General features: G+C 65.8%; 16 protein-coding genes. 14 read left to right on the forward strand and 2 right to left on the reverse strand.

What is annotated here, in order from left to right; all coding sequences use genetic code 11:
* Positions 1 to 160 precede the first annotated feature (160 nt).
* Entirely contained in the window at positions 161 to 2,806 is a 2,646-nt protein-coding gene (locus AVAK2825_RS02350) for a chemotaxis protein CheW (RefSeq protein ID WP_284393787.1), read from the forward strand.
* Positions 2,803 to 3,273 (forward strand): dihydroneopterin triphosphate diphosphatase, encoded by a 471-nt coding sequence (gene nudB, locus AVAK2825_RS02355; protein WP_284393931.1) that lies wholly within the window; start codon positions 2,803 to 2,805, stop codon positions 3,271 to 3,273. Before AVAK2825_RS02350 ends, nudB begins: the two co-directional genes overlap by 4 nt.
* A 20-nt stretch (positions 3,274 to 3,293) precedes the next feature.
* Here nudB and AVAK2825_RS02360 read toward each other — a convergent pair whose 3' ends face one another.
* Positions 3,294 to 5,033: a response regulator gene (locus tag AVAK2825_RS02360; RefSeq protein WP_284393789.1), complete on the reverse strand. Its 1,740-nt coding sequence runs from the start codon at positions 5,031 to 5,033 to the stop codon at positions 3,294 to 3,296.
* Between the two features lie 130 nt (positions 5,034 to 5,163).
* On the opposite strand from AVAK2825_RS02360, the gene AVAK2825_RS02365 reads away from it, so the two are divergent.
* The 7 genes from AVAK2825_RS02365 (at position 5,164) to AVAK2825_RS02395 (ending at position 10,601) form a co-directional block, all read left to right on the forward strand.
* Complete coding sequence (locus tag AVAK2825_RS02365) at positions 5,164 to 5,904, forward strand: endonuclease/exonuclease/phosphatase family protein (protein ID WP_272565463.1); 741 nt, start codon at positions 5,164 to 5,166, stop codon at positions 5,902 to 5,904.
* Between the two features lie 20 nt (positions 5,905 to 5,924).
* Positions 5,925 to 7,145, forward strand: coding sequence for a cardiolipin synthase ClsB (clsB, locus tag AVAK2825_RS02370; RefSeq protein ID WP_284393791.1), 1,221 nt, complete (start codon positions 5,925 to 5,927; stop codon positions 7,143 to 7,145).
* A gap of 120 nt (positions 7,146 to 7,265) precedes the next feature.
* Entirely contained in the window at positions 7,266 to 7,991 is a 726-nt protein-coding gene (folE, locus tag AVAK2825_RS02375; protein WP_272565459.1) for a GTP cyclohydrolase I, read from the forward strand.
* 1 nt (position 7,992) lies between these two features.
* Positions 7,993 to 8,415, forward strand: coding sequence for a BLUF domain-containing protein (locus AVAK2825_RS02380; protein WP_272565458.1), 423 nt, complete (start codon positions 7,993 to 7,995; stop codon positions 8,413 to 8,415).
* A gap of 94 nt (positions 8,416 to 8,509) precedes the next feature.
* A complete protein-coding gene (locus AVAK2825_RS02385) occupies positions 8,510 to 9,391 on the forward strand; it encodes a DMT family transporter (RefSeq protein ID WP_284393796.1) in 882 nt (293 codons plus the stop codon).
* Positions 9,392 to 9,394: 3 nt separating this feature from the next.
* On the forward strand, positions 9,395 to 10,255 hold the full coding sequence (locus AVAK2825_RS02390; RefSeq protein ID WP_284393801.1) for a DUF429 domain-containing protein: 861 nt from the start codon (positions 9,395 to 9,397) through the stop codon (positions 10,253 to 10,255).
* An 82-nt stretch (positions 10,256 to 10,337) separates the two neighbouring features.
* Positions 10,338 to 10,601, forward strand: coding sequence for a hypothetical protein (locus tag AVAK2825_RS02395; protein ID WP_284393803.1), 264 nt, complete (start codon positions 10,338 to 10,340; stop codon positions 10,599 to 10,601).
* A gap of 40 nt (positions 10,602 to 10,641) precedes the next feature.
* On the opposite strand, the gene AVAK2825_RS02400 is transcribed toward AVAK2825_RS02395, so the two are convergent.
* Positions 10,642 to 11,040, reverse strand: coding sequence for a 4-oxalocrotonate tautomerase (locus AVAK2825_RS02400; protein ID WP_284393805.1), 399 nt, complete (start codon positions 11,038 to 11,040; stop codon positions 10,642 to 10,644).
* Between the two features lie 110 nt (positions 11,041 to 11,150).
* On the opposite strand from AVAK2825_RS02400, the gene AVAK2825_RS02405 reads away from it, so the two are divergent.
* From AVAK2825_RS02405 to AVAK2825_RS02425, 5 genes are all read left to right on the forward strand, one after another.
* A complete protein-coding gene (locus AVAK2825_RS02405; protein WP_284393807.1) occupies positions 11,151 to 12,050 on the forward strand; it encodes a LysR substrate-binding domain-containing protein in 900 nt (299 codons plus the stop codon).
* 517 nt (positions 12,051 to 12,567) lie between these two features.
* Positions 12,568 to 17,880, forward strand: coding sequence for a carboxypeptidase regulatory-like domain-containing protein (locus AVAK2825_RS02410; RefSeq protein ID WP_284393809.1), 5,313 nt, complete (start codon positions 12,568 to 12,570; stop codon positions 17,878 to 17,880).
* Complete coding sequence (locus tag AVAK2825_RS02415) at positions 17,877 to 21,173, forward strand: transglutaminase-like domain-containing protein (protein ID WP_284393811.1); 3,297 nt, start codon at positions 17,877 to 17,879, stop codon at positions 21,171 to 21,173. Before AVAK2825_RS02410 ends, AVAK2825_RS02415 begins: the two co-directional genes overlap by 4 nt.
* A gap of 310 nt (positions 21,174 to 21,483) precedes the next feature.
* Positions 21,484 to 21,867: a hypothetical protein gene (locus AVAK2825_RS02420; protein WP_284393813.1), complete on the forward strand. Its 384-nt coding sequence runs from the start codon at positions 21,484 to 21,486 to the stop codon at positions 21,865 to 21,867.
* A gap of 9 nt (positions 21,868 to 21,876) precedes the next feature.
* The gene (locus tag AVAK2825_RS02425; protein ID WP_284393815.1) at positions 21,877 to 22,506 is read left to right on the forward strand and encodes a hypothetical protein; all 630 of its coding nucleotides are present in this window, start codon (positions 21,877 to 21,879) and stop codon (positions 22,504 to 22,506) included.
* Positions 22,507 to 23,963 lie beyond the last annotated feature (1,457 nt).

Consider the following 23,963-nt stretch of genomic DNA (forward strand, 5'->3'; position numbering starts at 1 on the left):
GAACAGGGTATGGGGGTGTGGCACGCATTGTGCTGCTGTCTTCGGCCCCGTCGTGCAGGCCCTGCCTGGATGGCAAAGGGCAAACCCCATGCCGATGGCGTGTGGATTCCGCCATGCATGCATCACAATCTGGGCCATCGCCCAGGCAAAAGGACTTCCTGTGTCTCACGCGTCTCCCTTTCTGGCCACCCCCGAGCAATGGTTGCGGTACATGCCGGCGGCGCAGCACCAACGACAGGAATTGAGACTGGTCGAGAATGCATGGGACCACCTGTCCTTGCTGTCGTCCCTGTCGCTGCTGTCGTCCAAGGCCTCCTCCGGCCATGACCTGGCGCAGGCCCGCAGGGACTTCGCCGCCCTGTCGGCCGACCTGATGCGCGGGCTGGCCGGCGAGGCGCTCAAGAACCGGATCAGCGATCTCGCGTCGCGCGCCCAGGTCTGCATCGACGTGCTGGTGCGCAACCTTTTCGAGCGAACGGCCGACATCGGCTTTTTCGCCACCGACGTGGGCGTGGCCGAGTTCCTGGGCCATCCCGACCCCGACATCCGCCCCACCATCGCCGCCCGGCTGCGCGAATACGCCGACAAGTACACGGTGTACGGCAACATCTTCCTGTTCGACACCGCCGGCCGGCCGTGCGCCCAGTTGCATGCGGTGGAGCCGGTCGCGTCCGAGGCGCAGCGGCAGGCCGACCAGGCGTTTCTGCAGTCGGTGCTGCACAGCCATGCGCCCTATGTGGAGCACTACGCGGCGCACGGTTTCAGCGGCGACGCCGGCAAGACGCTCATGTACGCGCGGCGCGTGGATTTCGAGGGGCATGCCGTGGGCGTGCTGTGCCTTCAGTTCAAGCTGGCCGACGAAATGCCGGCCATCTTCGCCTCGGTGCAGGACGGCGGCGGCGGCTCGCAGGGGCAGGGCTGCGACGCCGTGCTCGCGCTCACGGACGGCCAGGGCCGCGTGCTGGTGTCCAGCGACCCGCTGCAGTTGCCGGCCGGCTGGCCGCTGCCGCAGGCCGCCGCCGCCGGGGTGCAGCCGATCCACCATGCGAGCCGGCGCTACCTGATGGCCGTGCGCGACACCGAAGGCTTCCAGGGCTATGCCGGGCCGGGCTGGCGCGGCGTGGCGCTGCTGCCGCTGGACGTGGCCTTCGACGAGGCGGCCCAGGGCGACGCCGGCGCTTTCCCGGTCGAACTGGCGGGCCACGCCGATGTGCTGTCGCAGGAGCTGCGCGACATTCCGGCGCGCTCGGCCACCATCCAGTCGGCGCTGGAGCGCTCGGTGTGGAACGGCCTGCTGGACCTGCACCAGCTCGGGGGCGATTCGGCGGCGCCGCGCGAGCTGCAGTTCGCCAAGACCTTGCTGTCCGAGATCGGCGCCACCGCCCGCAAGACGGCCCTGGCCTTCGCCAGTGCCCTGCAGGACCTGTACGGCGTGGTCATGCGTTCGCTGCTGAGCGATGCCCGGGGCCGGGCGTCGCTGGCGATGCAGATCCTGGACCGCAACCTTTATGAGCGGGCCAACGATTGCCGCTGGTGGGCGCTGACGCCGCAGTTCGCCCGCACCCTGGAGGCCGGCACGCCGGGCTGCGAACAGGCCACTGCGGTGCTGCAGGGCATCAACCAGCTCTACACCGTGTACGCCTGCCTGGTGCTGTTCGACCGCGAGGGCCGCGTGGTGGCCGTCTCCCAGCCCGGCCAGGCGCGGCAGGTGGGCACCCCGCTGGACGAGGAATGGGTCGGCCGCTGCCTGCGCCTGCAGGGCAGCCAGGGCTACGTGGTGAGCAGCTACGCGCCGAGCCGGTTCTACGACCAGGGCCCGACCTTCGTCTATGCCGCCGCGGTGCGGGGCGAAGGCAATGGCCGCGGCTCCACGGGTCCGTTGCTGGGCGGCATTGCCATCGTCTGGGATGCGGCCGAGCAGCTGTCGTCCATCCTGGCCGACTGCGCGGGGGGCGCGGGCGGGCGCGACGTGCTGGCGTTCGTCGACGCGCAGGGCGCGGTGGTCTGCGCCACGGGCAGCGAGGCGCAGGCGGCGATGCCCGCCTGGGCGGCTGGCCGCACCGAGCCGCGCATGGCGGTCCTGGGCCGCCACCTGTACGCCACGGGGTTCGCGCGGGGCCAGGGCTACCGCGAGTTCCGCGCGCAGGACGGCTACGACCACGGCCTGGGCTGCGCGGTGCTGCGCCACGTGTGCGAGCACCAGGCCGCCGCGGCGCTGGCGCCCGCGCTGGCCACGTTGCCCGGCGCGCGCATCGAGGCGGCGCAGGGCCTGCAACTGGCATCGTTTCGCATGGGCGCGCAGTGGTTCGGGCTGGAGGCCGCCTCGGTGGTGGAGGCCGCACCCGACGTGACCGTGCTGCACGCGGGTGGCCTGCGTGCGCCGTTCCTCGGCCTGGCGCAGATCGGCCACCGCGTGTGCCCGGTGGTGGACCTGCGCAGCGTGATCGCCGCGCCGGCAGGCCAGGCGCATGCGCCGGCCCCGCGCGAGGGCGACCCCAACCGCCAGATCGTGGTGGTGCGCGCGACCCTGGACGACGGGCGCCTGCAGGAGTTCGCGCTGCGGGTGGATGCGCTCGGCGCCATCCTCGAACTGGACCGCCGCACGCTGCAGCCGGTGGGGGTGGGAGCGGTTGCCGGGGCGGCGCCCTTGATCGATGCCGTGGTGCCGGTCGCCACGGCGGGCGAGCCGGCCGGCCGGGCCATGCTCTGCCGCATCTCGCCGCAGTGGCTGCAGCAATGCGCGGCCGGTGCGCTGGCGGACGCGCCACGGCAGGACCTGCAGTCCTTGCTCGCCGCGGCGGCCTGATCCCGTTGCCGGCCGCGTTCAAGATCCCTGAGTCGGTGCTGGTGGTGGTCCACACCCCGGCGCTGGACGTGTTGCTGATCCACCGGGCGGGCGGTGGTGACCACTGGCAGTCGGTCACCGGCAGCAAGGACTGGCCCGACGAGCCCTTCGAGGATGCGGCGGTGCGCGAAGTGCGCGAGGAAACGGGCATCGATGCCCGCGCCCCCGGCTGCGTGCTGACCGACTGGGCGCTGGAAAACGTCTACGACATCTGGCCGCAGTGGCTGCATCGCTATGCGCCGGGCGTGGTGCGCAACCGCGAGCGTCTGTTCGGCCTGTGCGTGCCGCAGGGCACGCCGGTGGTGCTGAGCCCGCGCGAGCACGTGGCGTGGCGCTGGCTGCCTTGGCGCGATGCGGCGCTGGCCTGCTTCTCGCCCTCCAATGCCGAGGCCTGCCTGATGCTGCCCCGGTTCGTGCCGCCGGCCTGACCGCGGCCTCCCGGCCAGCGCTACATCGGCCGCAGGCGCAGCACCGCCGCGAGATCGGCCGGTTCGGGCAGTGGCGAGGCGGGTGACGAAGGCGAGGAGGGCGTGGCGGCGGGTGTGCTGGCGGCGCTGGACGTGCGCAGCACCAGTTCGCCCGGCTTTCTTTCGGTGGCCTGGCCCAGCACGGCGCGCGGCGTGGTCGGGCCGCAGCGCGAGCGCAGGGCGTCGATGGCCGCTTGCCGCGCCGCAGCATCGTCGATGCGGGCGGCGTGCCGGGTCAGCATCTGCTGCGCCAGGTCCAGCAGCTTGGTGTTGAGCGTGGTGCCGGCGGCATCCAGGAGTTGCGCCACCGCGCCGCCGGGGTTGCCCGACAGGCTGAGCGCCACCGCATTCTCGGCGGCCTTGTTGATATGGAGCAGGCAGCCGCGCACGATGTCCGAGTAGTCGGGATGGACCAGGCAGGCATTGGCCATCAGCTCGCACAGGCCGCGCGTGTTGGCGTAGCGCATGCCGATGGCGGTGACCCACGCCGGCCCCTCCTGCAGGTCGATGGAGGTGGCGGCCAGCACGGCCAGCAGGCTGCTCAGGTTGCAGGCGGCTTCGTAGTCGAATTCGCCGATGCCGATCTCGCGCGCCATGGCGCGCACCCCCGCCACGGCCTGGGCGAACTGGCGCTGCTGGATCTGCTGCAGCGCCGCCACGATTTCGCTGAAGCGCTGCACGCGGCGGCTGTCGCCATGGCGCTCCAGGATGCGCACGAAGTCGGCCATGCAGCGCTCCAGGCCCTTGCGGTCGTTGCCCGTGAAGTGCGCGAAGGCCAGCAGCACCAGCGACTGGTAGTCGAACAGCTTGGAGTCGATGCCCAGCACCGCGGCGCGCGACAGGGCCTTGGCCGCCGTTTCGCGGTCGCCCATGTAGTGGGCCATCATGCCGAGCTTTTGCAGCCGCACCACCGAGTCCGGCGTGAGGCCGCTGGCCGTGCGGTAGGTGGCCATGGCGTCCTCGAAATGGCCCATCTCGACCTGCGCGCGACCGAGCACGTCATACGCGTCGGCAAACGAGGCGTCCTCCCCGATCAGGCCCTGCAAGGTGGTGATGGCCCGCGGCGCCTGGCCGGACTCGATCTGCGCCCGCGCCACCCCCAGCTTGGCCCAGGGCAGGGCGCGCGCCTCGATCACCGCCTCGAACAGGGTGCGGGCCTCGTCGTGCCGCGCCAGGCGCAGCAGCAGCTCGGTGCCGATGCGCGCGGCATACAGCCAGTAGGGCTTGCGCGCCTCGAAGCGTTCCACGCACAGCTGGGCGGCGGCCTCGAAGTCTTCCCGCCCGATGGCATCGAAGATGGGGCGCAGGTGGGTCTTGCGCAGGCGCGCCAGGCCCAGCCGCTCGAACAGCGCGCTGGGCGTGAAGGGCTTGAGCAGGTAGCCGTCCAGCGCGGATTCGGCCGCCTCGGCCACCGCGGCGTAGGAGGCCTCGGCGGTGACCATGAAGAACACGGTGGAAAACGGCAGCATCTGGGCGCGCCGCAGGTCGTCCAGCAGCGTCTGGCCGGACTGCCCGGATTCGGCGAAATACTGCTCGCACAGCACGTAGTCGAACACGGTGTGCTCCAGCCGGCTGCGTGCGTCCTGCACCCTGCTGCACTGCACCACGCGGTGGATGCCGTATTCGCGCAACTGCGCCACCAGGATGCTGCGCGAGGTCGCGTTGCTGTCGATCACCAGCGCCTGGGATTCCGTGGAGTCTGGTTCTTTGGCGGTGGCCATGGCGGTGCGGCGCGCGTCCCGGTGAGCAAAGAGCACAGTGTAGGGCGCACGGCGCCGGCCAGAGGGTGGAAAAAAGGCCCTTCCCGCCGGCTGACACCGGAACGACGCGCGGCTGCGACACAATCGCGCCATGGACCCCTCCGACATCCTGCGCGTCGCCACCTACAACATCCACAAGGGGGTGCAGGGCCTGGGCCCGGCCCGCCGCCTCGAGATCCACAACCTGGGGCATGCCGTCGAGCAGCTCGACGCCGACATCGTGTGCCTGCAGGAGGTGCGCAAGATGCACCGCCGCGAACAGCAGTACTTCCAGCGCTGGCCCGACATGCCCCAGGCCGAGTTCCTGGCGCCCGAGGGCTACGAGGCGGTGTACCGCACCAATGCCGTCACCCGCCACGGCGAGCACGGCAATGCGCTGCTGTCGCGTTGGCCCGTGATCGGGCACCGGCATGAGGACATCTCCGACCACCGCTTCGAGCAGCGTGGCCTGCTGCACGTGGAGGTCGAGATCCACGGCCGCCGCGTGCATGCCATCGTGGTGCACCTGGGCCTGATTCCCGGCAGCCGCGTGCGCCAGGTGGCGCAGCTGCAGCGCTTCGTGGCCCGCGAGGTGCCGCCGGACGAGCCGCTGGTGGTGGCCGGCGATTTCAACGACTGGGGCCTGCAGGTCAAGCGTGCGCTGGCGGCCTGCGGGCTGTACGAGTACGAGGAGGCGCCCCGCACCTTCACCTACCCGGCCCGCCTGCCCATGGTGCAGCTCGACCACGTGTATGTGCGCGGGCTCACGCCGCTCGGCCTGCACGTGCCGCGCGGGCGCATCTGGTGGCGCATGTCGGACCACCTGCCGCTCATCGCCGAGTTCCGCCTGTGAGCTGCGGGGGGCTTTGAGCCATGTCGCATGCCGCCGTGCTCGGCGCGGACCACCGCGTCCGCTTGCTGCAGGGGTCCGAGGAGCTGTTCGCGGCCCTCGTGGCCGACATGGACGCCGCCACGTCCGACATCCAGTTCGAGACCTACATCTTCGACTGCACCGGCACCGGCGCCGGCATTGCCGAGGCGCTGGTGCGCGCGGCCGAACGCGGCGTGCGCGTGCACCTGGTGGTGGACGGCGTGGGCACCGGCTCGCTGCCCGGCCCGTGGCCCGAGCGGTTCCAGGCCGCGGGCGTGCAGATGCAGGTGTATTCGCCGGTCGGCACGCTGGGCCTGCTGCTGCCCCACCGCTGGCGCAGGTTGCACCGCAAGCTGTGCGTGGTGGACGGCTGCGTGCTGTTTTGCGGCGGCATCAACGTGCTGGACGACCTGCACGACCCCAACCACGGCGTGCTGGAAGCCCCGCGCTTCGATTTCGCGGTGCGTGCCGAGGGCCGGCTGGTGGAGCAGGCCGACGAGGCCATGCAGCACGTGTGGTGGCGGCTCAAGGCGGTGCGCGACGCGCGCCGCCACCGCCTGGCCGATGCGCTGCGCGACCTGCGCGCGGCCGCCCAGGCCCGGCGCGCGCAGGAGGACGCGGACGACGCGGGCCCCCGCATGCGGGCCGCGCTGGTGCTGCGCGACAACCTGCGCAACCGCAGCCGCATCGAACGCGCCTACCGCCGCGCCATCGCCAACGCGCGGCACGAGATCATCATCGCCAACGCTTACTTCGTGCCCGGCGGCAAGCTGCGCCGCGCGCTGGTGCTGGCCGCGCGCCGCGGCGTGCGCGTGCGCCTGCTGCTGCAGGGGCGCTACGAATACTTCATGCAGTACCACGCTGCCCGGCCCGTGTACGGCGCGCTGCTGAAGGCCGGCGTGGAGATCCACGAGTATTCGCCCAGCTTCCTGCACGCCAAGGTGGCGGTGGTCGATGCGCTGGGCGAACACCCCTGGGCGACCGTGGGCTCGTCCAACCTCGACCCGCTGTCGCTGCTGCTGGCGCGCGAGGCCAACGTGGTGATCGAGGACGCGGGCTTCGCCGCCGACCTGCGCGAACGCCTGGTGCACGCCATGGAGCATGCCGGCCAGCGCATGGACCCGCGCGCCTACGCCGAGCGCCCCTGGCGCCAGCGCGCGCTGGACCGCATCGCCTTCGCCATCATGCGCGCCGCGCTCTGGGTGACCGGCAACCGCTACTGAGCCGGTGCGGCTTGGGTTTGTCGCTATTATTTTTATAGCTATACGCCCTAGAGGAATATGCGCTGGGGGCCAAAAACACTCGGCAAGCCGGGGCGGGCATTCGCTGGTACGATGCCGCCCATGTTCAGACAACTCGCCGCCGAATCGAACGACGCGCCGCCCGAAGAGGGCACGCCCGTTTCCGTCAAAATCCGCGAACGGCTGGCCGCGGCACGCAAGCGCTTCAATGCGAACGACAACATTGCCGAGTTCATCGAGCCCGGCGAGCTGGAGCTGCTGCTCGACGAGGTCGAAGCCAAGATGCAGGGCGTGCTCGACAGCCTTGTCATCGACACGGCCACCGACCACAACACCCAGAACACCGCGCGGCGCGTGGCCAAGATGTACCTCAACGAGGTCTTCAAGGGCCGCTACGCGCAGCAGCCGGCCATCACCGAGTTCCCCAACGCCGAGCACCTGAACGAGCTGATGATCGTCGGCCCGATCACCGTGCGCAGCGCCTGCAGCCACCACTTCTGCCCCGTGATGGGCAAGATCTGGATCGGCGTGCTGCCCAACGAGCACACCAACGTCATCGGCCTGTCCAAATACGCGCGGCTGGTGGACTGGGTCATGGGCCGCCCCCAGATCCAGGAAGAGGCCGTGGTGCAGCTGGCCGACCTCATCATGGAAAAGACCCAGCCCGACGGCCTGGCCATCGTGATGGAGGCCAGCCACTTCTGCATGTCCTGGCGCGGCGTGCGCGAGATGGACAGCAAGATGCTCAACTCCGTCATGCGCGGCGTGTTCCTCAAGGACCCGGCCCTGCGCCGCGAATTCCTCTCGCTCATTCCCGGAAGGAACTGACATGCTCGTCCGACTGCTTTACGCCAGCCGCGCCGTGGACACCTCGCCCGACGCCATCGAAGCCATCCTCAGCCAGTCGCGCCAGCACAACCCCACCTGCGGCATCACCGGCGTGCTCTGCTACGGCGGGGGCGTGTTCCTGCAGGCGATCGAGGGCGGCCGCTCCGCGGTGAGCGCCCTGTACGGCCACATCCAGAAGGACCCGCGGCACAAGGACGTGGAGCTGCTGCACTTCGAGGAGATCCACGAGCGCCGCTTCGGCGGCTGGACCATGGGCCAGGTCAACCTGACCCGGATCAACCATTCCATCTTGCTCAAATACTCCGAAAAGCCCGAGCTGGACCCGTACTCGGTGTCGGGCCGCGTGTCGTTCGCGCTGCTGGAAGAGCTGATGGCCACGGCGTCCATCATCGGCCGCGCCTAGGCGCCCTGCTTCTCCCCCACCCGTCCCCCGAGGCCGCAGGCGCCATGCGCTGCGGCCTTCTGCATTCAGGCTTACTCTCCCTTTTTTCAGCGCCGTGACCTTCAACGCCTTCGCCCTCATCCTGCTGGCCGGGCTCATCCACGCGTGCTGGAACATCGCGGCCAAGAAAGCGGGCGGCGACTCGCGCTTTGCCTTCTTCACCTCGGTGCTGATGATGCTGGGCTGGGCGCCGCTGGGCTGGTGGCTAGGGCGCGATGCCGTGCCCGAATGGGGGGCGAGGGAATGGGGCTTCGTCGTGGCCAGCGGGCTGCTGCACGTGGCGTACTACGTGATCTTGCTGCGCGGCTACCGCCAGGCCGACCTGACCGTGGTGTACCCGCTTGCGCGCGGCTCAGGGCCGCTGATGTCGTCGCTCGTCGCGATCACGTTCCTGGGTGAGCGGATCTCGCTGCTCGGGGGGCTGGGCATCGCGGGCGTGGTGGGCGGGGTGTTCCTCATCGCCGGTGGCCCCGCGCTGCTGCGCGCCGCGCATGATCCGGCCGCGCGGCAGCGGGTGCATGCGGGCATCCGCTACGGCGTGCTCACCGGCGCGTTCATCGCCAGCTACACGGTGGTGGACGGCTACGCGGTGAAGGTGCTGCGCATGTCGCCCATCCTCGTGGACTACATGGGCAACTTCGTGCGGGTGGCGGTGCTCGCGCCCGTGGTGCTGCGCGACCTGCCGGCCGCGCGCGTGCTCTGGCGGGTGCAGTGGCGCTTCGCCCTGCTGGTGGCGGCGGTGAGCCCGGTGGCCTACGTGCTGGTGCTGTACGCCATGCAGGAGGCCCCGCTGTCGCACGTGGCGCCGGCGCGCGAGGTGTCGATGCTGTTCGCCGCCCTCATCGGCGGCCACCTGCTGGGCGAGGGCGACCGGGCCGCGCGCATCGCGGGCGCGGTGCTGATCGCAGCGGGCGTCACCGCCCTGGCGCTGGGGTAGGGCATGGATGCGGGTGCCAGCGCCGTGCCGCCGCTGCCGATGCTGATCGGCTGCGATTTCTCCAGCAGCCCCAGCCGGCGCAAACCCATCGTGGTCGCCAGCGGGCAACTGGCCGGGGCACGCGTGGTGCTGTCGGGCCTGGAGACCTTCGACACGCTGGCGGGCTTCGGCCGCTGGCTGGCCGAGCCGCGCACCTGGGTGGGCGGGTTCGACCTGCCGTTCGGCCTGCCGCGCGAGCTGCTGGCGCACCTGAGCTGGCCGCTCACCTGGCATGCCAGCATGCAGCACTACCGGAGCCTGAGCCGCGCGCAGATCCGCGACACCTTCGCGGCATTCTGCGATGCGCGCCCGGCGGGCGCCAAGTTCGCCCATCGGGCCGCCGACGGGCCGGCGGGCTCCAGCCCGTCGATGAAATGGGTCAACCCGCCCGTCGCCTACATGCTGCACGCGGGCGTGCCGCTGCTGCTGGATGCCGGCGTGCACCTGCCCGGCCTGCATGAGGGCGACCCGGCCCGCGTGGCGCTGGAGGCCTACCCCGGCCTGCTGGCGCGCGAGATCCTGGCCCGGCGCAGCTACAAGAGCGATGACCGCGCCAAGCAGACGCCCGACCGCCTCATCGCCCGCAAGGACCTGGTCACGGCGCTGGAGAACGGCGCCACCCGGCTGGGGCTGCGGCTCAAGCTCACGCACGCGCAGCGCGATGCGCTGGTGGACGACGCCAGCGGCGACCGCCTGGACGCCGTGCTGTGCCTGGTGCAGGCCGCCTGGGCGGAGCAGCGCCACCGGCAGGGCGATGCGCTGTACGGCCTGCCGCCGGGGCTGGACCCGCTGGAGGGCTGGATCGTCTCGGCGCCCGTGGATTGAGGCCCGGGCCCTCACAATGGCACCGAGGCGGCGCCGCAGGCCGCGCCCCGTCCATGCTCAACAGCCATGTAAAAGACACGCCATGACCTCGTCGCTGCCCGATTGCCGCACCCGCCAGGCCGGTGCCTTCGCCCTGCGTTGCGGCGCCGCGCTGCTGGCGGCCGCATGCCTGGCCGGTGCTGCGGGGGCCGCGCCCGCGCCGTGGTACTTCTGGCGCAGCAAGGTCGACGGCAAGCGCGTCTGCGCCCAGGTGTCGCCGGGGCCGGGCTGGGAGCGCGACAGCACGCCCTACGACGGCCCGGGCTGCGAGGCGCGCCGCCGGGTGTTCGTCATCCCGATGCGCTGACGCTGCCGCCGCAGGGCGTGGCAGCACCTGCACCGCGCCGCTATACGCCGGCCTGCTGGTGCCGCCATTCCTGGCTGCGTCCGCCGTAGCCGTAAGCGGCCGCGCGGGCATCGATCAGGTGGATGTAGCTCACCTCGTGCAGGCGGGGCAGCAGGCCGGCGAACGCGGCATGGATCTCGCGCAGGTAGCGCGCCTTCTCCGCCTTGGTGTTGGTCTCGTCGGTGATGCTGATGTCCAGGTGGAAGGCGGTCTGGCCCAGCTCGGCCAGCGAGACGCCCCCGATGAACCATTGGTCGGCCGCGATGAACTGCACCGTGGTGGCGATCACGGGCAGGGCCTTGCCCAGTACGTTCTGGGTGATGTCGGCGACAGCCGCGGTCGCGCGGCGGGCCAGGGCGGCATCGGCGGGGCCGGACAGGTGGATGGCGATGTGGGGCATGGTGCGGGTGCTCGTTGAAAGGATGCCGAGATTTTTCGCCGCATCCACCTTTCTGAAAAGCGGGATTCATGGATACCATCCATCGGTTATTCCGTTGGATGCACTGAACCATGCACGCCTTTCCCCTTGACCAGCTTCGCACCTTCGCCGCCGTGATCGACGCGGGCAGCCTCACGGCCGGCGCGCCGCGGGTTTTCCTGTCGCAGTCGGCCGTCAGCGAACAGTTGCGCAAGCTCGAAGAGCAGGCCGGCCAGTCGCTGCTGCTGCGCTCCAAGGCCGGCGTGGCGCCCACGGCGGCGGGCGAGCGGCTGCTGGGCCATGCGCGCCAGTTGCTCGCGCTGAGCGAAGCGGCCTGGCGCGATCTGCACGGCGTGGCGCTGCAGGGCACGCTGCGGCTCGGGGTCACCGATTACTTCCGACCGGCCGATCTGGCGGGCCTGCTGGCGCGCGTGGAGGCGCAATACCCGCAGGTGCGGCTGCAGGTCACGGTGCAGAAAAGCGGGCTGGTCGAAGCGGGCTATGCCAGCGGCGAGTTCGACGTGGGGCTGACCATGGCCTTGCCCGCCGCGCGCACGGCGGCCGGCGCGGCCCGCGCACGGCCTGCCGCCAATGCCGCCGCGGCCAAGGCGTCGCTGCTGCGCCAGGAGGCCCTGCACTGGATGGCCGCCCCCGGCGTCACGCGCGTGCGGGGCGAGCCGCTGCGCCTGCTCGCGCTGCCCGACAGCTGTTCGCTGCACCAGTTCACCGTGGCGCTGCTGGAACGCCGCCGGGTGCCTTACCGCATCGCGCTGCTCGCCTCGGGCGTGGCGGGGCTCCAGTCGGCGCTGGCCGCGGGCCTGGGCGTGGCCTGCCTCAATGCCTCGGCGCTGTGCCCCGGCGTGCGGGTGCTGCCGGCGCCGCACGGCCTGCCGGCCTTGCCGCAGGCGGGCTTTTATCTGCTGCCGCCCCGGGCCGGGGAGTCTGATTTCGTGCGCGAGGCGCGCGGGGTGCTGGCTGCAGGCTTTGGCTGATCCCCGCACGTCCGTGCGGATTGCTATTGAAAATATAGCGTTATGCCCTAGTTCCAATTGCGCTGGAGGCACTTTTCACCCCCATCGGTGAAGGGCGGCCCGCACAACCCTCGGGCCCCGGCCGCCCTTTGCGTTTCAATGGCTCTTGGGCCGCAGTGGCCCGAAACGCAGTGGCGCTTTGGTTCTGCAAAGGTTGTCGCTTGAATCGACCCGGCATGTAGTGACCAGAAGATTGCCTCTGCGTGGCTGCGCATCACCCTGGATGTCGTGAAAGCCAATGATTGAGGCATTTGGGCATTCCATCGTCACGGCGGGGGGTGAACAGAAAGCGGTGCTTTGTCGCGAATCGGTGTCAACCACAATTTGTCACAGATGATTGCAATCGTTATGGTTAGCATCCGCCGCAATAAAAAATTGCAACGACTCTGCATCTGCGATTGGGGGAGGTGGTTGGCTCAGGGTCGACCGGCGACGCTTTTCATGCGCATGGTGAGAGACAAGAGGATCTCCAATGTGTGTGACGGGAATCGACCGCGCGGCCAGAGCCGTGCGGTATTGGCTGTGCTTTGCTCTGATATCGACATGTTGCGGGCTGGCTTGGTCAGGCACTGCCAGTGGCCTGGCCTGGCTTCAGACCCAGGTGCAGGCGACCGGCCAACTGGCCGGCGCCTCCAGTTCTGCCACTGCGCTCCAGAGCCAATGTGAAGCAGCCCGGACGCTGCTGGAATTTTCCGATCTCGCCAAAGCTGCATCGCTGACGGCCGCGCTGGATGCAGCGCCATTGGCCGAGACTGCGACGGAGGTGCTGGCATGCACCCAATGGTTGCAGCAGCAACAAAGCCAGATTCCACGGACCCCCGAACTTCAAAGCCGGCGCTCGGTCTCCGGCGGCTTCGCCATGTATGACAGCCTCAGCGGGACCAATGCGCTGGATACCGGCTGGGCACTGCAAGCACTGGCTGGCCAATGGAGCACGACCCAGGCTGAGCCCACCCTGGCTTGGCTGCAACAGCAACAGGCCGCCAACGGCAGCTTCACCGTGGGTGGCGTTGGTGATCTGCTGAGCACGGCCACCGTGCTGCGTGGTCTGCAGGAACACCGTCAGCGCTCCGTGGTCGCGGCAGCCATCGCCGACAGAGCAGCCGCTTATTTGCTGGGTCAAGCCAACCCGGCGGGACATTGGCAGTCCGATGCCGGCATCACCGCGCTCATCTATGAAGCCGTGCACCCCTACAGCGGCGCTCTGCCGACCATGGGCCCATCCGTAAAGGCATGGTTGCTGGCAGCGCAAAGCTCCAGCGGGGCTTGGGGCAACAACGATCCCTGGACCACGGCACTGGCCCTGCGCGCGCTTGCATTGGCCGAACGCCCTGCCATCAACCCGGCTCAGGCCGCGCTGCGTATGCAGTTTGTGGACGCGCGCAATGGCATTCCCATCCCTGGAGTGCAGCTCACGGGTCCGGCAAGCAGCGGCATCCTTGGATTGAGCGATAGTTCGGGCCAGATTCACCTGACGGGACTGGTTCCTGGCGCCTACACCCTCACTGCCAGTACCTCCGGCTACAGCACCGTCCAGACATCGGCCACATTGCGCGCGGGCCTTGTGACGGACCTGGGTACCCTTCAGATGCTGGTGCCAGGCAACAGCGCCACCGCGGTCATCAGCGGGATCGTCAAAGACACTGCCAGCGGAATGCCTCTGAGTGCAGTGACCGTCACGGTGGCTGCTCAATCGCTGAGCGCCACCACCGACGCGGCTGGCCGTTACCTGATCAGCAGTGTCGCACCCGGCAACGTCAGCGTGATCGCCCGCAAGGCCGGCTACTACGACGCCTCCGGCCAGGCCAACGCATTGGCCGGGCAAACCCTGGACTTTTCCCCCGGCCTGGTGCCCAGCCAGCCTGGCGGTTCGGGCAGCACCACCGACTGCCGCATCACTGGCCGCGTCACCAACGCTGCCGACACAACGCCTGTTGCCGGAGCCACCGTGGCTCTGAGCGGCGCCAATACCGGCACGACACTCACGGATGCCGATGGCACCTATGTGTTGGCTGGCCTGGTTTCAGGCGACACACGCATCAGCGTCAGCCAAGCAGGCTACAGCTCTGCCGAGGCCAACACCCGACTCTCCTGTAGTTCACAGAGCAACACGGCGGTTCAGTATTCCCCCAGGCTCCATGCGGGCAGCCAAAGCCCGCCAGAGGCCAACGGCGCTGGCCTCAGCGGCATCGTGCTGGACGCGCGAACCGGCCAGCCTATTGCAGCGGCGCAGCTGTCCGCCACGACCACCACCGGCATCGTGCGCACCACGGCGAGCCAGGTCGATGGCCGCTTCGCACTCCGCGGGCTGGACGGAGCCGCGGCGCAGCTCGCTGTGACGGCCGCAGGCTATGAGGGCGTCACGGCTGGCTACTTGCTGCAGCCTGCACAGAACAGCGACCTGGGACAACTGCGCTTGCGTCCCCCGCAAACAGCAGCGCTGGCCGTGGACCTGCAGGTGCAGGCCGTCAGGCGCCACACCTTGCAGACCGACCCGCAGACGTTGCGCGTTCTTGGTGCGCTGCAGGTGCAGATACGCAACGCAGGCACACAGCCGGCCCCGGCGAGCGTCCCGTTGCTCGCTTTCCTGGACATGGACGGTAATGGCGAATACAACCCGGGCACGGATGCCGTGCTCGGTCAGGCAACGCTGCCGGCGGCGCTGGCTTCGGGGCAGTCCCAAACACTCGAGATCGTGGTGGCGGGCATGCTGCCTTTCCGCGATGCACCGATCCATGTGATCGTTGATCCCGCAGGGACCATTCCTGAGAGCAGCAAGCTCAACAACGTGCGATCCAGCGCGCAAGATGTGCTGTTCACTCCCTCGGCCGCAGCGTTCTCGCCCAAACTCAAGTGGCACTGGGATGGGAGCAACTCGCCGTACCCCGATTACAACCAGGTCATGATGGCGCCGGTTGTCGGGCGCATCGTCGATACCAACGGCGACGGGCGCCTGGATGAGGATGACATGCCGGCCGTGGCGTTCACGTCGTTCTCGGCATCGCTGGGGTACAACAACGCAGCGACGATCCGTGTCGTCGATGGCAAGACCGGCTCGCACCTGTTGTCCATCCGGGACGACTCCATTTCCGCGATTGCCAACTTGGCGCTGGCGGACCTCGACGGCGATGGGAAGCCGGAGATCATCGCCATCACTCGGGACTACCGCGTCGTGGCCTTCCGCCACACCGGCGAGCGGTGGTGGGTTTCCGATGTGACCGTTGCCAGTTCCGGCTCTCCTCCGTGGGGGGCGCCGTACGTGGCAGACATTGATCGCGACGGAAAGCCGGAGATCATTTTTGGTCTCACCGTCCTGAACTTCGACGGCACCACCAAGTGGCGTGCCAATGGTCCGTATGTCGGCACTTCCTATGAACGAAACGGGGGTTTTTCCATCCCCATCGCGGCCGACATCCAGGGGCACGGCAATGCCAACGTGATTTTCGGAGGCGCGCTCTATTCCGCCGATGGAACGCTGGTGTGGCAGGCCCCCATGGATGGATACACCGCCGTTGCCTCCTTCGATTCAAGCCGGCAACCATCCATTGCCATCGTCCATTCGGGCCAGATCTCGCTCATCGGTGCGGACGGGCAGGTCCGTTGGACGACCGCGCTACCCGGCGGAGGAACAGGCGGCCCGCCCACCATTGCCGACATGGATGGCGACGGCATCCCGGAAATCGGCGTGGCGGGCTCCAACGCGTATTCCGTATTCCGGGGCGATGGATCGCTGCTGTGGAGCAAGGCATCGCAGGACTGGTCTTCGCAGATCACGGGTTCGACCGTCTTCGACTTCGACGGCGACGGAGTGGCCGAAGTGCTCTATGCCGATGAAATCAAGCTGCGCGTATTCAAGGGCCCGACAGGCGAGGTGCTCTGGGAGCAGCCAAACACATCGGACACGACCTTGGAATATCCCTTGGTCGTCGATGTGGACGCCGATGGGCATTCGGACATGCTGGTGGTGGCCAACGACTTCGGTTGGCTCATCAATGCGACAGCACGTTTCCACGGCGTTCGGGCTTTCGAAGATGTTAACAACGCATGGGTGCCCACGCGCACCCTCTGGAATCAGCACGCGTACAGCATCAACAACATCAACGATGACCTGAGCGTTCCCCGCGACCCCGAGCCCAGCTGGAAGAGCCACAACACCTTCCGGCTGAACCGGCGCATGGATGCGGACCCCCGGGCTGTCGCGGACATCACGGCCAGCTACGTGCGCGTGGTGGACAAGGGAGCGCAGCCGCTTTCGCAGATCATCGTGCGCGTGGGCAATGCCGGCTCCTACAAGGTGCCCGCGGGCACCCCGGTCGCCGTCTACAACACCGACCCCGCCCTGGGCCAGCCTGCGGCGCAAGCCCTGGTGGCGCAAGGCGTCACGCAAAGCGTGCTGCCAACGGGCGCCTACGAAGATCTGGCGATTGTCCCCGCCCGGCCTTTGGCCCAACTCAGTGCCATGGGCACCGTTTGGATCGTCGCCGACGACGATGGTACGGGCAGGCACACCCTCTCGGACTTCGACCGTGGCAACAACGTGGCAGCGGCCGACCTGGGGGCCATCGCGACCCACCTGGTTGTCTCGGTGGCCACGGACAAGCCGATCTACGCCGAGGCGGACACTGCCAGCTTCACAGCGATGGTGCACAACGCGGGCAGCTTTGCCCGCGACGCGCTCGTGCGGCTGACGGTACTGGATGTGGCCGGCCAGTCCGTGGACGTGTTGCCGCTCGGCACGGCCGCCCAACTGCAACCGGCGACTACCGACCAGGTGCGGGCACCTTGGTCGGTGGCTGCCGTACTCGCCGGCGACTATCAGGTCCGGGCGGAACTCGTCACCTCTCAGGGCCTGGTCTATGGCAGCGCAAGCGCTTCCTTTGCCGTGAAAGCGGGTGCCGGGGTAGGAGCGGTAGACAACAGCCTCAACAGCGCCCGCGCAAGTACGGACCGCAGCCGCTACAGCGCTGCGCACACCGTGTTCATCGACTCGCGGGTTGCCAATCTCAGTGCCAATTTGCTGCAGGAAAACCTGCGTGCCATCACGCAGGTCATCGCGCCCGGTGGGCAGGTCGTGCTCGTCCACGCCGAGGACATCGCCCAGGCCAGTCCGCGCAGCCAGCGCAAGTACGGCTACTACCTCAAGGCCGGCAGCCTGGTGCCGGGCACCTACCAGGTGCGCATCCAGCTCTTCGGCTCGGCCAGCTACCAGAGCACCCGAATGGCCATGGGCGCCAAGTCGAGCGTTCTGGCGGGCCTTGCAGACGTCGAACTGGCGTCCAGCACCACCAGCTTCGTGGTTCAGGACGCCTTGCAAAGCGGTGTGGGCATCACGGGCCAGCTCAGTGCGGCCCCCGCTTCCGTGATCGTCGGCGCCTCATCGGCACTGCAGCTGAGTCTGGCCAACAACGGCAACTCGGCCATCGCGGGGGCTACGGTGCGCGTGCGCGTACTGGATCCCGCCAGCGGCACACCCATCGCTGTCTTCACCCAAACCGGCGTGCAATTGCCCGTGGGTGCAGGTGGACAGTACAGCTGGAACTGGGTCGCGGCAGGCACCGCAGGCAGCGTGCTGCCGGTGGCCGCCACCATCGAGATTGCAGGGAACGAGCAACCTCTGGCGCAAGCCACCCTCACGCTCATGGCCCCGGGCGGGCAGCCGCCTGTCGAGATCCAGCCTGTGCCTCTCGATTGGCAATGGCTGCTCGCGCTGCTGCTTCTGATGCCCGCGGCGATGCATGGCATTGCGCGCCGTCGCTTGTCCCCGCGCGCTCCCCTTCAAAGCGAACCATGAATTACGCGACCCCGAGCATGAGTGCACTCCAACACCCCCGAAACGCGTGGCATCCCTGGCTGCGCCCTGTGGCCCGCATCGTGATGTCGGCACAACTGGCATTGGCGCTACAACCCTTGAGCGTGCTGGCCCAGGAAGGCGCGCCTGTCGTCCCTGCGACCGCCCAGCAGCAAATGCAGCGCCTGGCCCAATGGCAGCAACGCATCGAGCAGGCCAAGCTGGAGCAAGCGCGTGCGGCGCAGCCGCCCGGCGCGCTGGCGACCGAGCGCACGAGCCGCAATCTCACCCGGGTGCACGAACTGCTCAGAGAAGTCAAAGCCCGGACCGACCGGCAGCCTGCCCCGACCGCCAGGCTTGGCAACGCCGGGAATCAAACAGCAAAGGCCGCCCCGACCGCTGACCAGGCCAACGAGGCAGACCAGGCTCAGATCAGCGCACTCCTGGCGGCGATCGATGCCGATACCGATGCCGTGTTGGCCGACTTTGCCTCGGTGCGCCAGCAACTCCAGGCGCAGGGCGTGAGCGCGGAGATCCTCGCCCGCCACGATCAGGCGCAGGTGGAACTGGAAAAGCGTGCCAGTGAATTGCGCGAATTGATTCGTGCCTGGCGACAGGCACCCGGGGTGGCCACGTTGGCGTCCCTGGACGCCTACTTCCAGCGGTATCCGGCTGCCCGTGCCCATGCAACGGCAGACCCTGGCAAATTACCCTGGAGGTCGCCGCAGCCCAATCAACGTCCGCCGGCCGGTAACCAGACCGCGTGGTTCCAGAACCTGCATGGCAAACAGCAGGTGAAGCTCGCGCAGGCAGGCGGGGGAAACAGCCTCGGTCTGCAGTTCACCATCCCGCCAGAACCCGGACAAGCGCCCACGCCCGAGGATTTGGCGGAAACCTCGGAAGTCACCCTCACCACCGCCGTCCGCGCAAAGGCCCAGGAACTGGGCAACAACCCCGTTGCCATCCAGAACTGGGTGCGCAACACCATCGAATGGGTCCCGACCTGGGGAGCCATCCAGAGCGCGCAGGACACCCTGGACAAGCAGCGCGGCAATGCCATCGACATCGCCGGCCTGCAGATCGCGCTCCTTCGCGCAGCCGGTATTCCTGCACGCTATCAATTCGGCACGGTGGAAATCCCCGCCGTGCAGGCCATGAACTGGGTGGGTGGAGCCTCCAACGCACAGGCTGTTTTGCAACTCATGAACCAGGGCGGCATTGCAGCGCGGGGCAGCGTGCAGGGCGGGACGGTCCAGAGCATCCGCTTCGAACACGCATGGGTGCAGGCCTATGTGAACTGGGCGCCCGGGCGGGGTGCCAAGAACGCGACGGCCTCCCAGCACAACCATCCCAATGGAGCGTTGAATGCCTGGGTGGCGCTGGACGCCAGCGTCAAGCAATACAGCTACGCAGCGGGCATGGACCTGCAAACCGCCGTCCCCCTGGACGCCCAGGCCCTGCTCAACGCCGCCCAAAGCGGAGCCACCGTCAACGAACAAGAGGGCTGGGTACAGAACCTCAACCAGGCTGCCATCCAGAGACAACTGGACACCTACCAGAGCCGCCTGAAAACCCACATCGACACCCAAAAGCCCAACGCCACGGTCGGCGACGTCATTGGCAGGAAGATCATTCCGCAGACCATGCACAGCGTGCTGAGCGGTGTCACCCCGCTGGCCATCATTCAGACCGGCCAGCAGAGCACTGCGGTTCCGGCCGGCCTGCAGCACCAGTTCACTTACCGCTTGAGCGACGGTTGGGGTAATGAGCTGCTGAGCTATACAGCCCCAACGAGCCGCCTGGGGGGCAAACGCCTCACCTTGAGTTATGTGCCTGCGGACCAGGCCACGTCGGACCTCATCGCAAGCTATCTGCCCAAGCCCAATGCGGACGGCAGCCCCATACGCCCAGACCAACTGCCCAGCAGCCTGCCGGGCTACCTCGTCAAGCTGAAGCCGCAAATGGCCCTGGATGGGCAAGTGGTGGCACAAGGCACAGGAGTGGTCACCATGGGATCGGATCTGCAAGGACAGGGCGGCTTCACCCAGTTGTACGATCCCACGCAGTGGGACCTGACGCCCGACCAAAGCCACGTGGCGGGCCAGGCCACGGCCATTGGCATCAGCGCAGGGGGCATCAGCGCCAGGCAACTGGACAGCCTCAAGACAAGGCTGGAGAACACCAAAAACCAACTGCAAGCCAACCAGCTGCAGAACCTGACTGGCGAGCAAATCAGTGGGGACCTGCTCACCGCCGTGATCTGGAGCTGGTTTGCAGCGGCGGAGAGCCACAACCGCCTGAGCCAGAACCAAGCCGGGATGGTTGAAACCCCGGGCCTGTCCTACGGCTTGTTCCATGCCGTAGCCCAGCCGACCTACAGTTGGGGCGTGGTCAGGAAAGTGACCTTCCCTGGGGTGAACATCGACATCGGGCACATCCGGAACGTCAGCTGGGCCAAGAACAACGACGACAGGAAGTGGTCCAGCTACAACCGGCTCCGGGGCCAGTACATGAGTGCGCTGGAACATGCGGTGCCCGAGCGGTTCTTCAATGACCCGGCGAAATGCAATCTGGCGGGCAGCTCCAGTCCAGTCACGGGGCTACCCGACTGCCCGCAGGGAATCAGTGCGGTCAAGGCCCTGGGGATTGCGGCGGCGCAGGGGCAGAAGATTTATACGATCACGCAGAAGGTTTACAAACACAACCCGGGCATCGTGAACACAGCGCTGTCGGCGCACAGCCATGACACACAGAGCCGGGTGCAGCGGTCGCTGGACGCGGGGTATGAGGTGACCATCCACGAGAGCCCGATCACGGAGAGTGAGTGGACTGGGGCGGGGTACATGGCCATTGATCCATCTACGGGCGCGGGGGCCTACACCATTGAGGGTGGGAGTAATGGCGGTGCTTTGACTGGTGATTTTGGACAAAGATATTTAGCTTGGGTGAGTAGTAATATGATTACCAGCCCATATATACTTGGATTGGCAGCTCTGCTCTCCCCGATGCTCTCGGTAACGAAGGCATTTTTTGGATTCTCAGGCACCGCTTTGGGATTAAATAATCCATATACAACTTTACTGAGAGGTATTGCACTATCTTTGGGGCTGCTAAGTGTTTCTGCATTTGCAGGCCTATTGGGCAATGTCGTTGTTGGTGGTGTTGCCATATTGCCCGTGTTGGCTATATCTATCGTGCTGTTTGTCGGGTTTTTCAATTTAACAATCATGATAGAGGGTTTGTTTTATGCGGAAAATAAAAGAAAAATAAATACTATTGACTCATACATATGCTGAACTGTTTAAATTATGGGAATCTATAAAAATCAGTGGAGTAAATACCGGAGAAAAAGCAAATTGGCTATGATTGTCCTAATATTTGGATTGCCGTTAATAGTAGCCATTTGCAATTTTATTCAATGGCTTTTTAATATCGATTTAAAACTTGTCTTCCCTTTTCTTGCTGCGTTTTGGGCGATCTTGTGGGGTTTTCTCTCATATCGATTGATTAGATTCCCTTGCCCGCGCTGCGGCGCCCCTTTCTTGCTCAATCAAACACCGGATTTCAAAATCAAAAGAACCTGTCAAAAATGCGGCCTTAAGCTGTATGAGGACCAACCCGGAAGTAACACCAGGCCCCAATAGTTTTTTAATTATTGATGGATTATTAAGTTGGCCAATGTTCACCATCCCGCCAGAACCCGGACAAGCGCCCACGCCCGAGGATTTGGCGGAAACATCGGAAGTCACCCTCACGGTCGCCGTCCGCGCAAAGGCCCAAGACCTGGGCAACAACCCCGTTGCCATCCAGAACTGGGTGCGCAACACCATCCAATGGGTGCCGATCTGGGATAAACACCGATATCGGGCACATCCGGAACGTCAGCTGGGCCAAGAACAACTACGACAGGAAGTGGGTGGCATACAACCGGCTCCGGGGCCAATACATGAGTGCGCTGGAACATGCGGTGCCCAAGCGGTTCTTCAGTGACCCGCAGAAATGCAACCTGCAAGGAAATACCAACCCACGCCAGGCCTGCCGGACTGCCCGCAAGGCATCAGCGCCGTCAAGGCCCTGGGGATTGCGGCATCGCAGGGGCAGAGGATCTACACGATCACGCAGAAGGTCTACAACGACAACCCGGGCATTGTGAACACGGCGTTGTCCGCGCACAGCCATGACACACAGAGCCGGGTGCAACAGTCGCTGGATGCGGGGTATGAGGTGACTATCCATGAACGACCCATCACAGAGAGTGGGTGGACGGGGGCTGGGTATATCCAGATTGATCCGGCTACGGGGGCGGGAGCATATACGATTGAGGGCGGGGCTAATGGAGGGTGGATTGTATTGGTAATAGGGGGACTTTTGTTGGCTGTTGGTTTGTATTTTGTATTGCTTCCTTTTTTCTTGTTGTTTGCGAGCTATTTGACCGCGGTTTTACTTGTGCTTCTTGGTGTGTTGCAGCTTATTCTTGCTATGCAACTGGATAAAAATGATTTTAGGGCTTTTTTGGCCAATTTAGCCCACGGAGAAATGTCTGCAGGACTAGCGGCGATATGGGGCGGCCCAATTGTTGGCGTGGTGCTATTTGTTTTGTTTAGCTATCTCAATGTTGTTCTCTCTTGATTTTATGACCCTTACCGCAAAAAGATGTTTCGCTATAATATTGGCGATTGTTCTTATATGGCTTGTTGTGTCTTTTGTCGCAAATGTTCATTTGCAAATTTTTCTAAGCGCTTTGGTATGGTTGGTGTTGCTTATTTATGAGCGATTTATTTCTTCCAAAAATGAGTAAAATAATTATTCTTTGAATTTTGGTAGGCACAGGCGCGCTGGCGGCTGTGCGCACGAGCCGCAATCTCACCCGGGTGCACGAACGGCTCAGAGAAGTCAAAGCCCGGACCGACCGGCAGCCTGCCCCGACCGCCAGGCTTGGCAACGCCGGGAATCAAACAGCAAAGGCCGCCCCGACCGCTGACCAGGCCAACGAGGCAGACCAGGCTCAGATCAGCGCACTCCTGGCGGCGATCGATGCCGATACCGATGCCGTGGCAGAGGATCTACACCATCACGCAGAAGGTCTACAACGACAACCCGGGCATCGTGAACACGGCGTTGTCGGCGCACAGCCATGACACACAGAGCCGGGTGCAACAGTCGCTGGATGCGGGGTATGAGGTGACTATCCACGAGAGCCCGATCACAGAGAGTGGGTGGACGGGGGCTGGGTATATCCAGATTGATCCGGCTACGGGGGCGGGGGCCTACCCCATTGAGGGGGGAGTAATGGTGGTGTTATTCTTGTTTTCGTATTTGTTATATTGTTTGCGTTCTTTTCTATATGGTTCCCGCTGCTTGCAGGAGCTTCTGCGTTATGGGTGGCCGGAGGATTTTCGGCATCAAACTTTTTCCTGGGATGTTTGATTGATCCATCATCTGATTTAAGTTTTTACACTGGGCTGTTAACATTTGCTGCAATGCTGATGGCTTTTGCACTTTTAAGCAGCACCTTGTTTCTAGGTGCTGTGTTTATAAGTGGGTTTCTGGCGATGCTATCAGCTTATGATGCCTTTTCATCCCCTGGTGAATCTCGGTTAACTTGCAGAATTATTGGATTGGGCTGAAGGTGAAGTTGCTTAAATTCCTGTGGGCAGTTGTAAAAAAAGACGCCTCGGGACTCTTATTTGGATGCGTTATTTTTATTTTTCTCTGTATTGTTGTTGGTTTTGTAAGATTTTTAATATTTTTCTTTAATTAAAATTTTGGCAAACGTCGTGAATTATTGGAAAGTTCAAAAATTCGAATTCTCCAGCGGCAACCTGCTCACCAGCCACCATCTGGAGCTGGTGAGCTGCAGCAGAAAGCCACAACCGTCTGAGCCAGAACCAGGCCGGGATGGTTGAAAACCCGGGCCTGTCCGACGGCTTGTTTCATGCCGTAGCCCGGCCGACCTATAAGGGAACCTCTCAAAACCCATCCGGTCCCTTGTTGATCGAGAACGCGTGCTCCATCCTTTGCCATGATCACTCCCCGTAGCGCCCTGAAGTTCGACCTGTTCGCTGAGGCCTCGCGCCAACACAAGA

Origin of the sequence: Acidovorax sp. SUPP2825 (assembly GCF_030158995.1) — a bacterium.
Classification (GTDB): domain Bacteria; phylum Pseudomonadota; class Gammaproteobacteria; order Burkholderiales; family Burkholderiaceae_C; genus Paracidovorax.

Coding starts and splice junctions, on each gene's coding strand:
- clsB (WP_284393791.1), top strand. CDS start 5,925: ATGTCGCATGCCGCCGTGCTCGGCGCGGACCACCGCGTCCGCTTGCTG.
- AVAK2825_RS02380 (WP_272565458.1), top strand. CDS start 7,993: ATGCTCGTCCGACTGCTTTACGCCAGCCGCGCCGTGGACACCTCGCCC.
- AVAK2825_RS02415 (WP_284393811.1), top strand. CDS start 17,877: ATGAATTACGCGACCCCGAGCATGAGTGCACTCCAACACCCCCGAAAC.
- AVAK2825_RS02365 (WP_272565463.1), top strand. CDS start 5,164: ATGGACCCCTCCGACATCCTGCGCGTCGCCACCTACAACATCCACAAG.
- AVAK2825_RS02420 (WP_284393813.1), top strand. CDS start 21,484: ATGAGGACCAACCCGGAAGTAACACCAGGCCCCAATAGTTTTTTAATT.
- folE (WP_272565459.1), top strand. CDS start 7,266: ATGTTCAGACAACTCGCCGCCGAATCGAACGACGCGCCGCCCGAAGAG.
- AVAK2825_RS02395 (WP_284393803.1), top strand. CDS start 10,338: ATGACCTCGTCGCTGCCCGATTGCCGCACCCGCCAGGCCGGTGCCTTC.
- AVAK2825_RS02400 (WP_284393805.1), bottom strand. CDS start 11,040: ATGCCCCACATCGCCATCCACCTGTCCGGCCCCGCCGATGCCGCCCTG.
- AVAK2825_RS02390 (WP_284393801.1), top strand. CDS start 9,395: ATGGATGCGGGTGCCAGCGCCGTGCCGCCGCTGCCGATGCTGATCGGC.
- AVAK2825_RS02405 (WP_284393807.1), top strand. CDS start 11,151: ATGCACGCCTTTCCCCTTGACCAGCTTCGCACCTTCGCCGCCGTGATC.
- AVAK2825_RS02360 (WP_284393789.1), bottom strand. CDS start 5,033: ATGGCCACCGCCAAAGAACCAGACTCCACGGAATCCCAGGCGCTGGTG.
- AVAK2825_RS02425 (WP_284393815.1), top strand. CDS start 21,877: ATGCAACCTGCAAGGAAATACCAACCCACGCCAGGCCTGCCGGACTGC.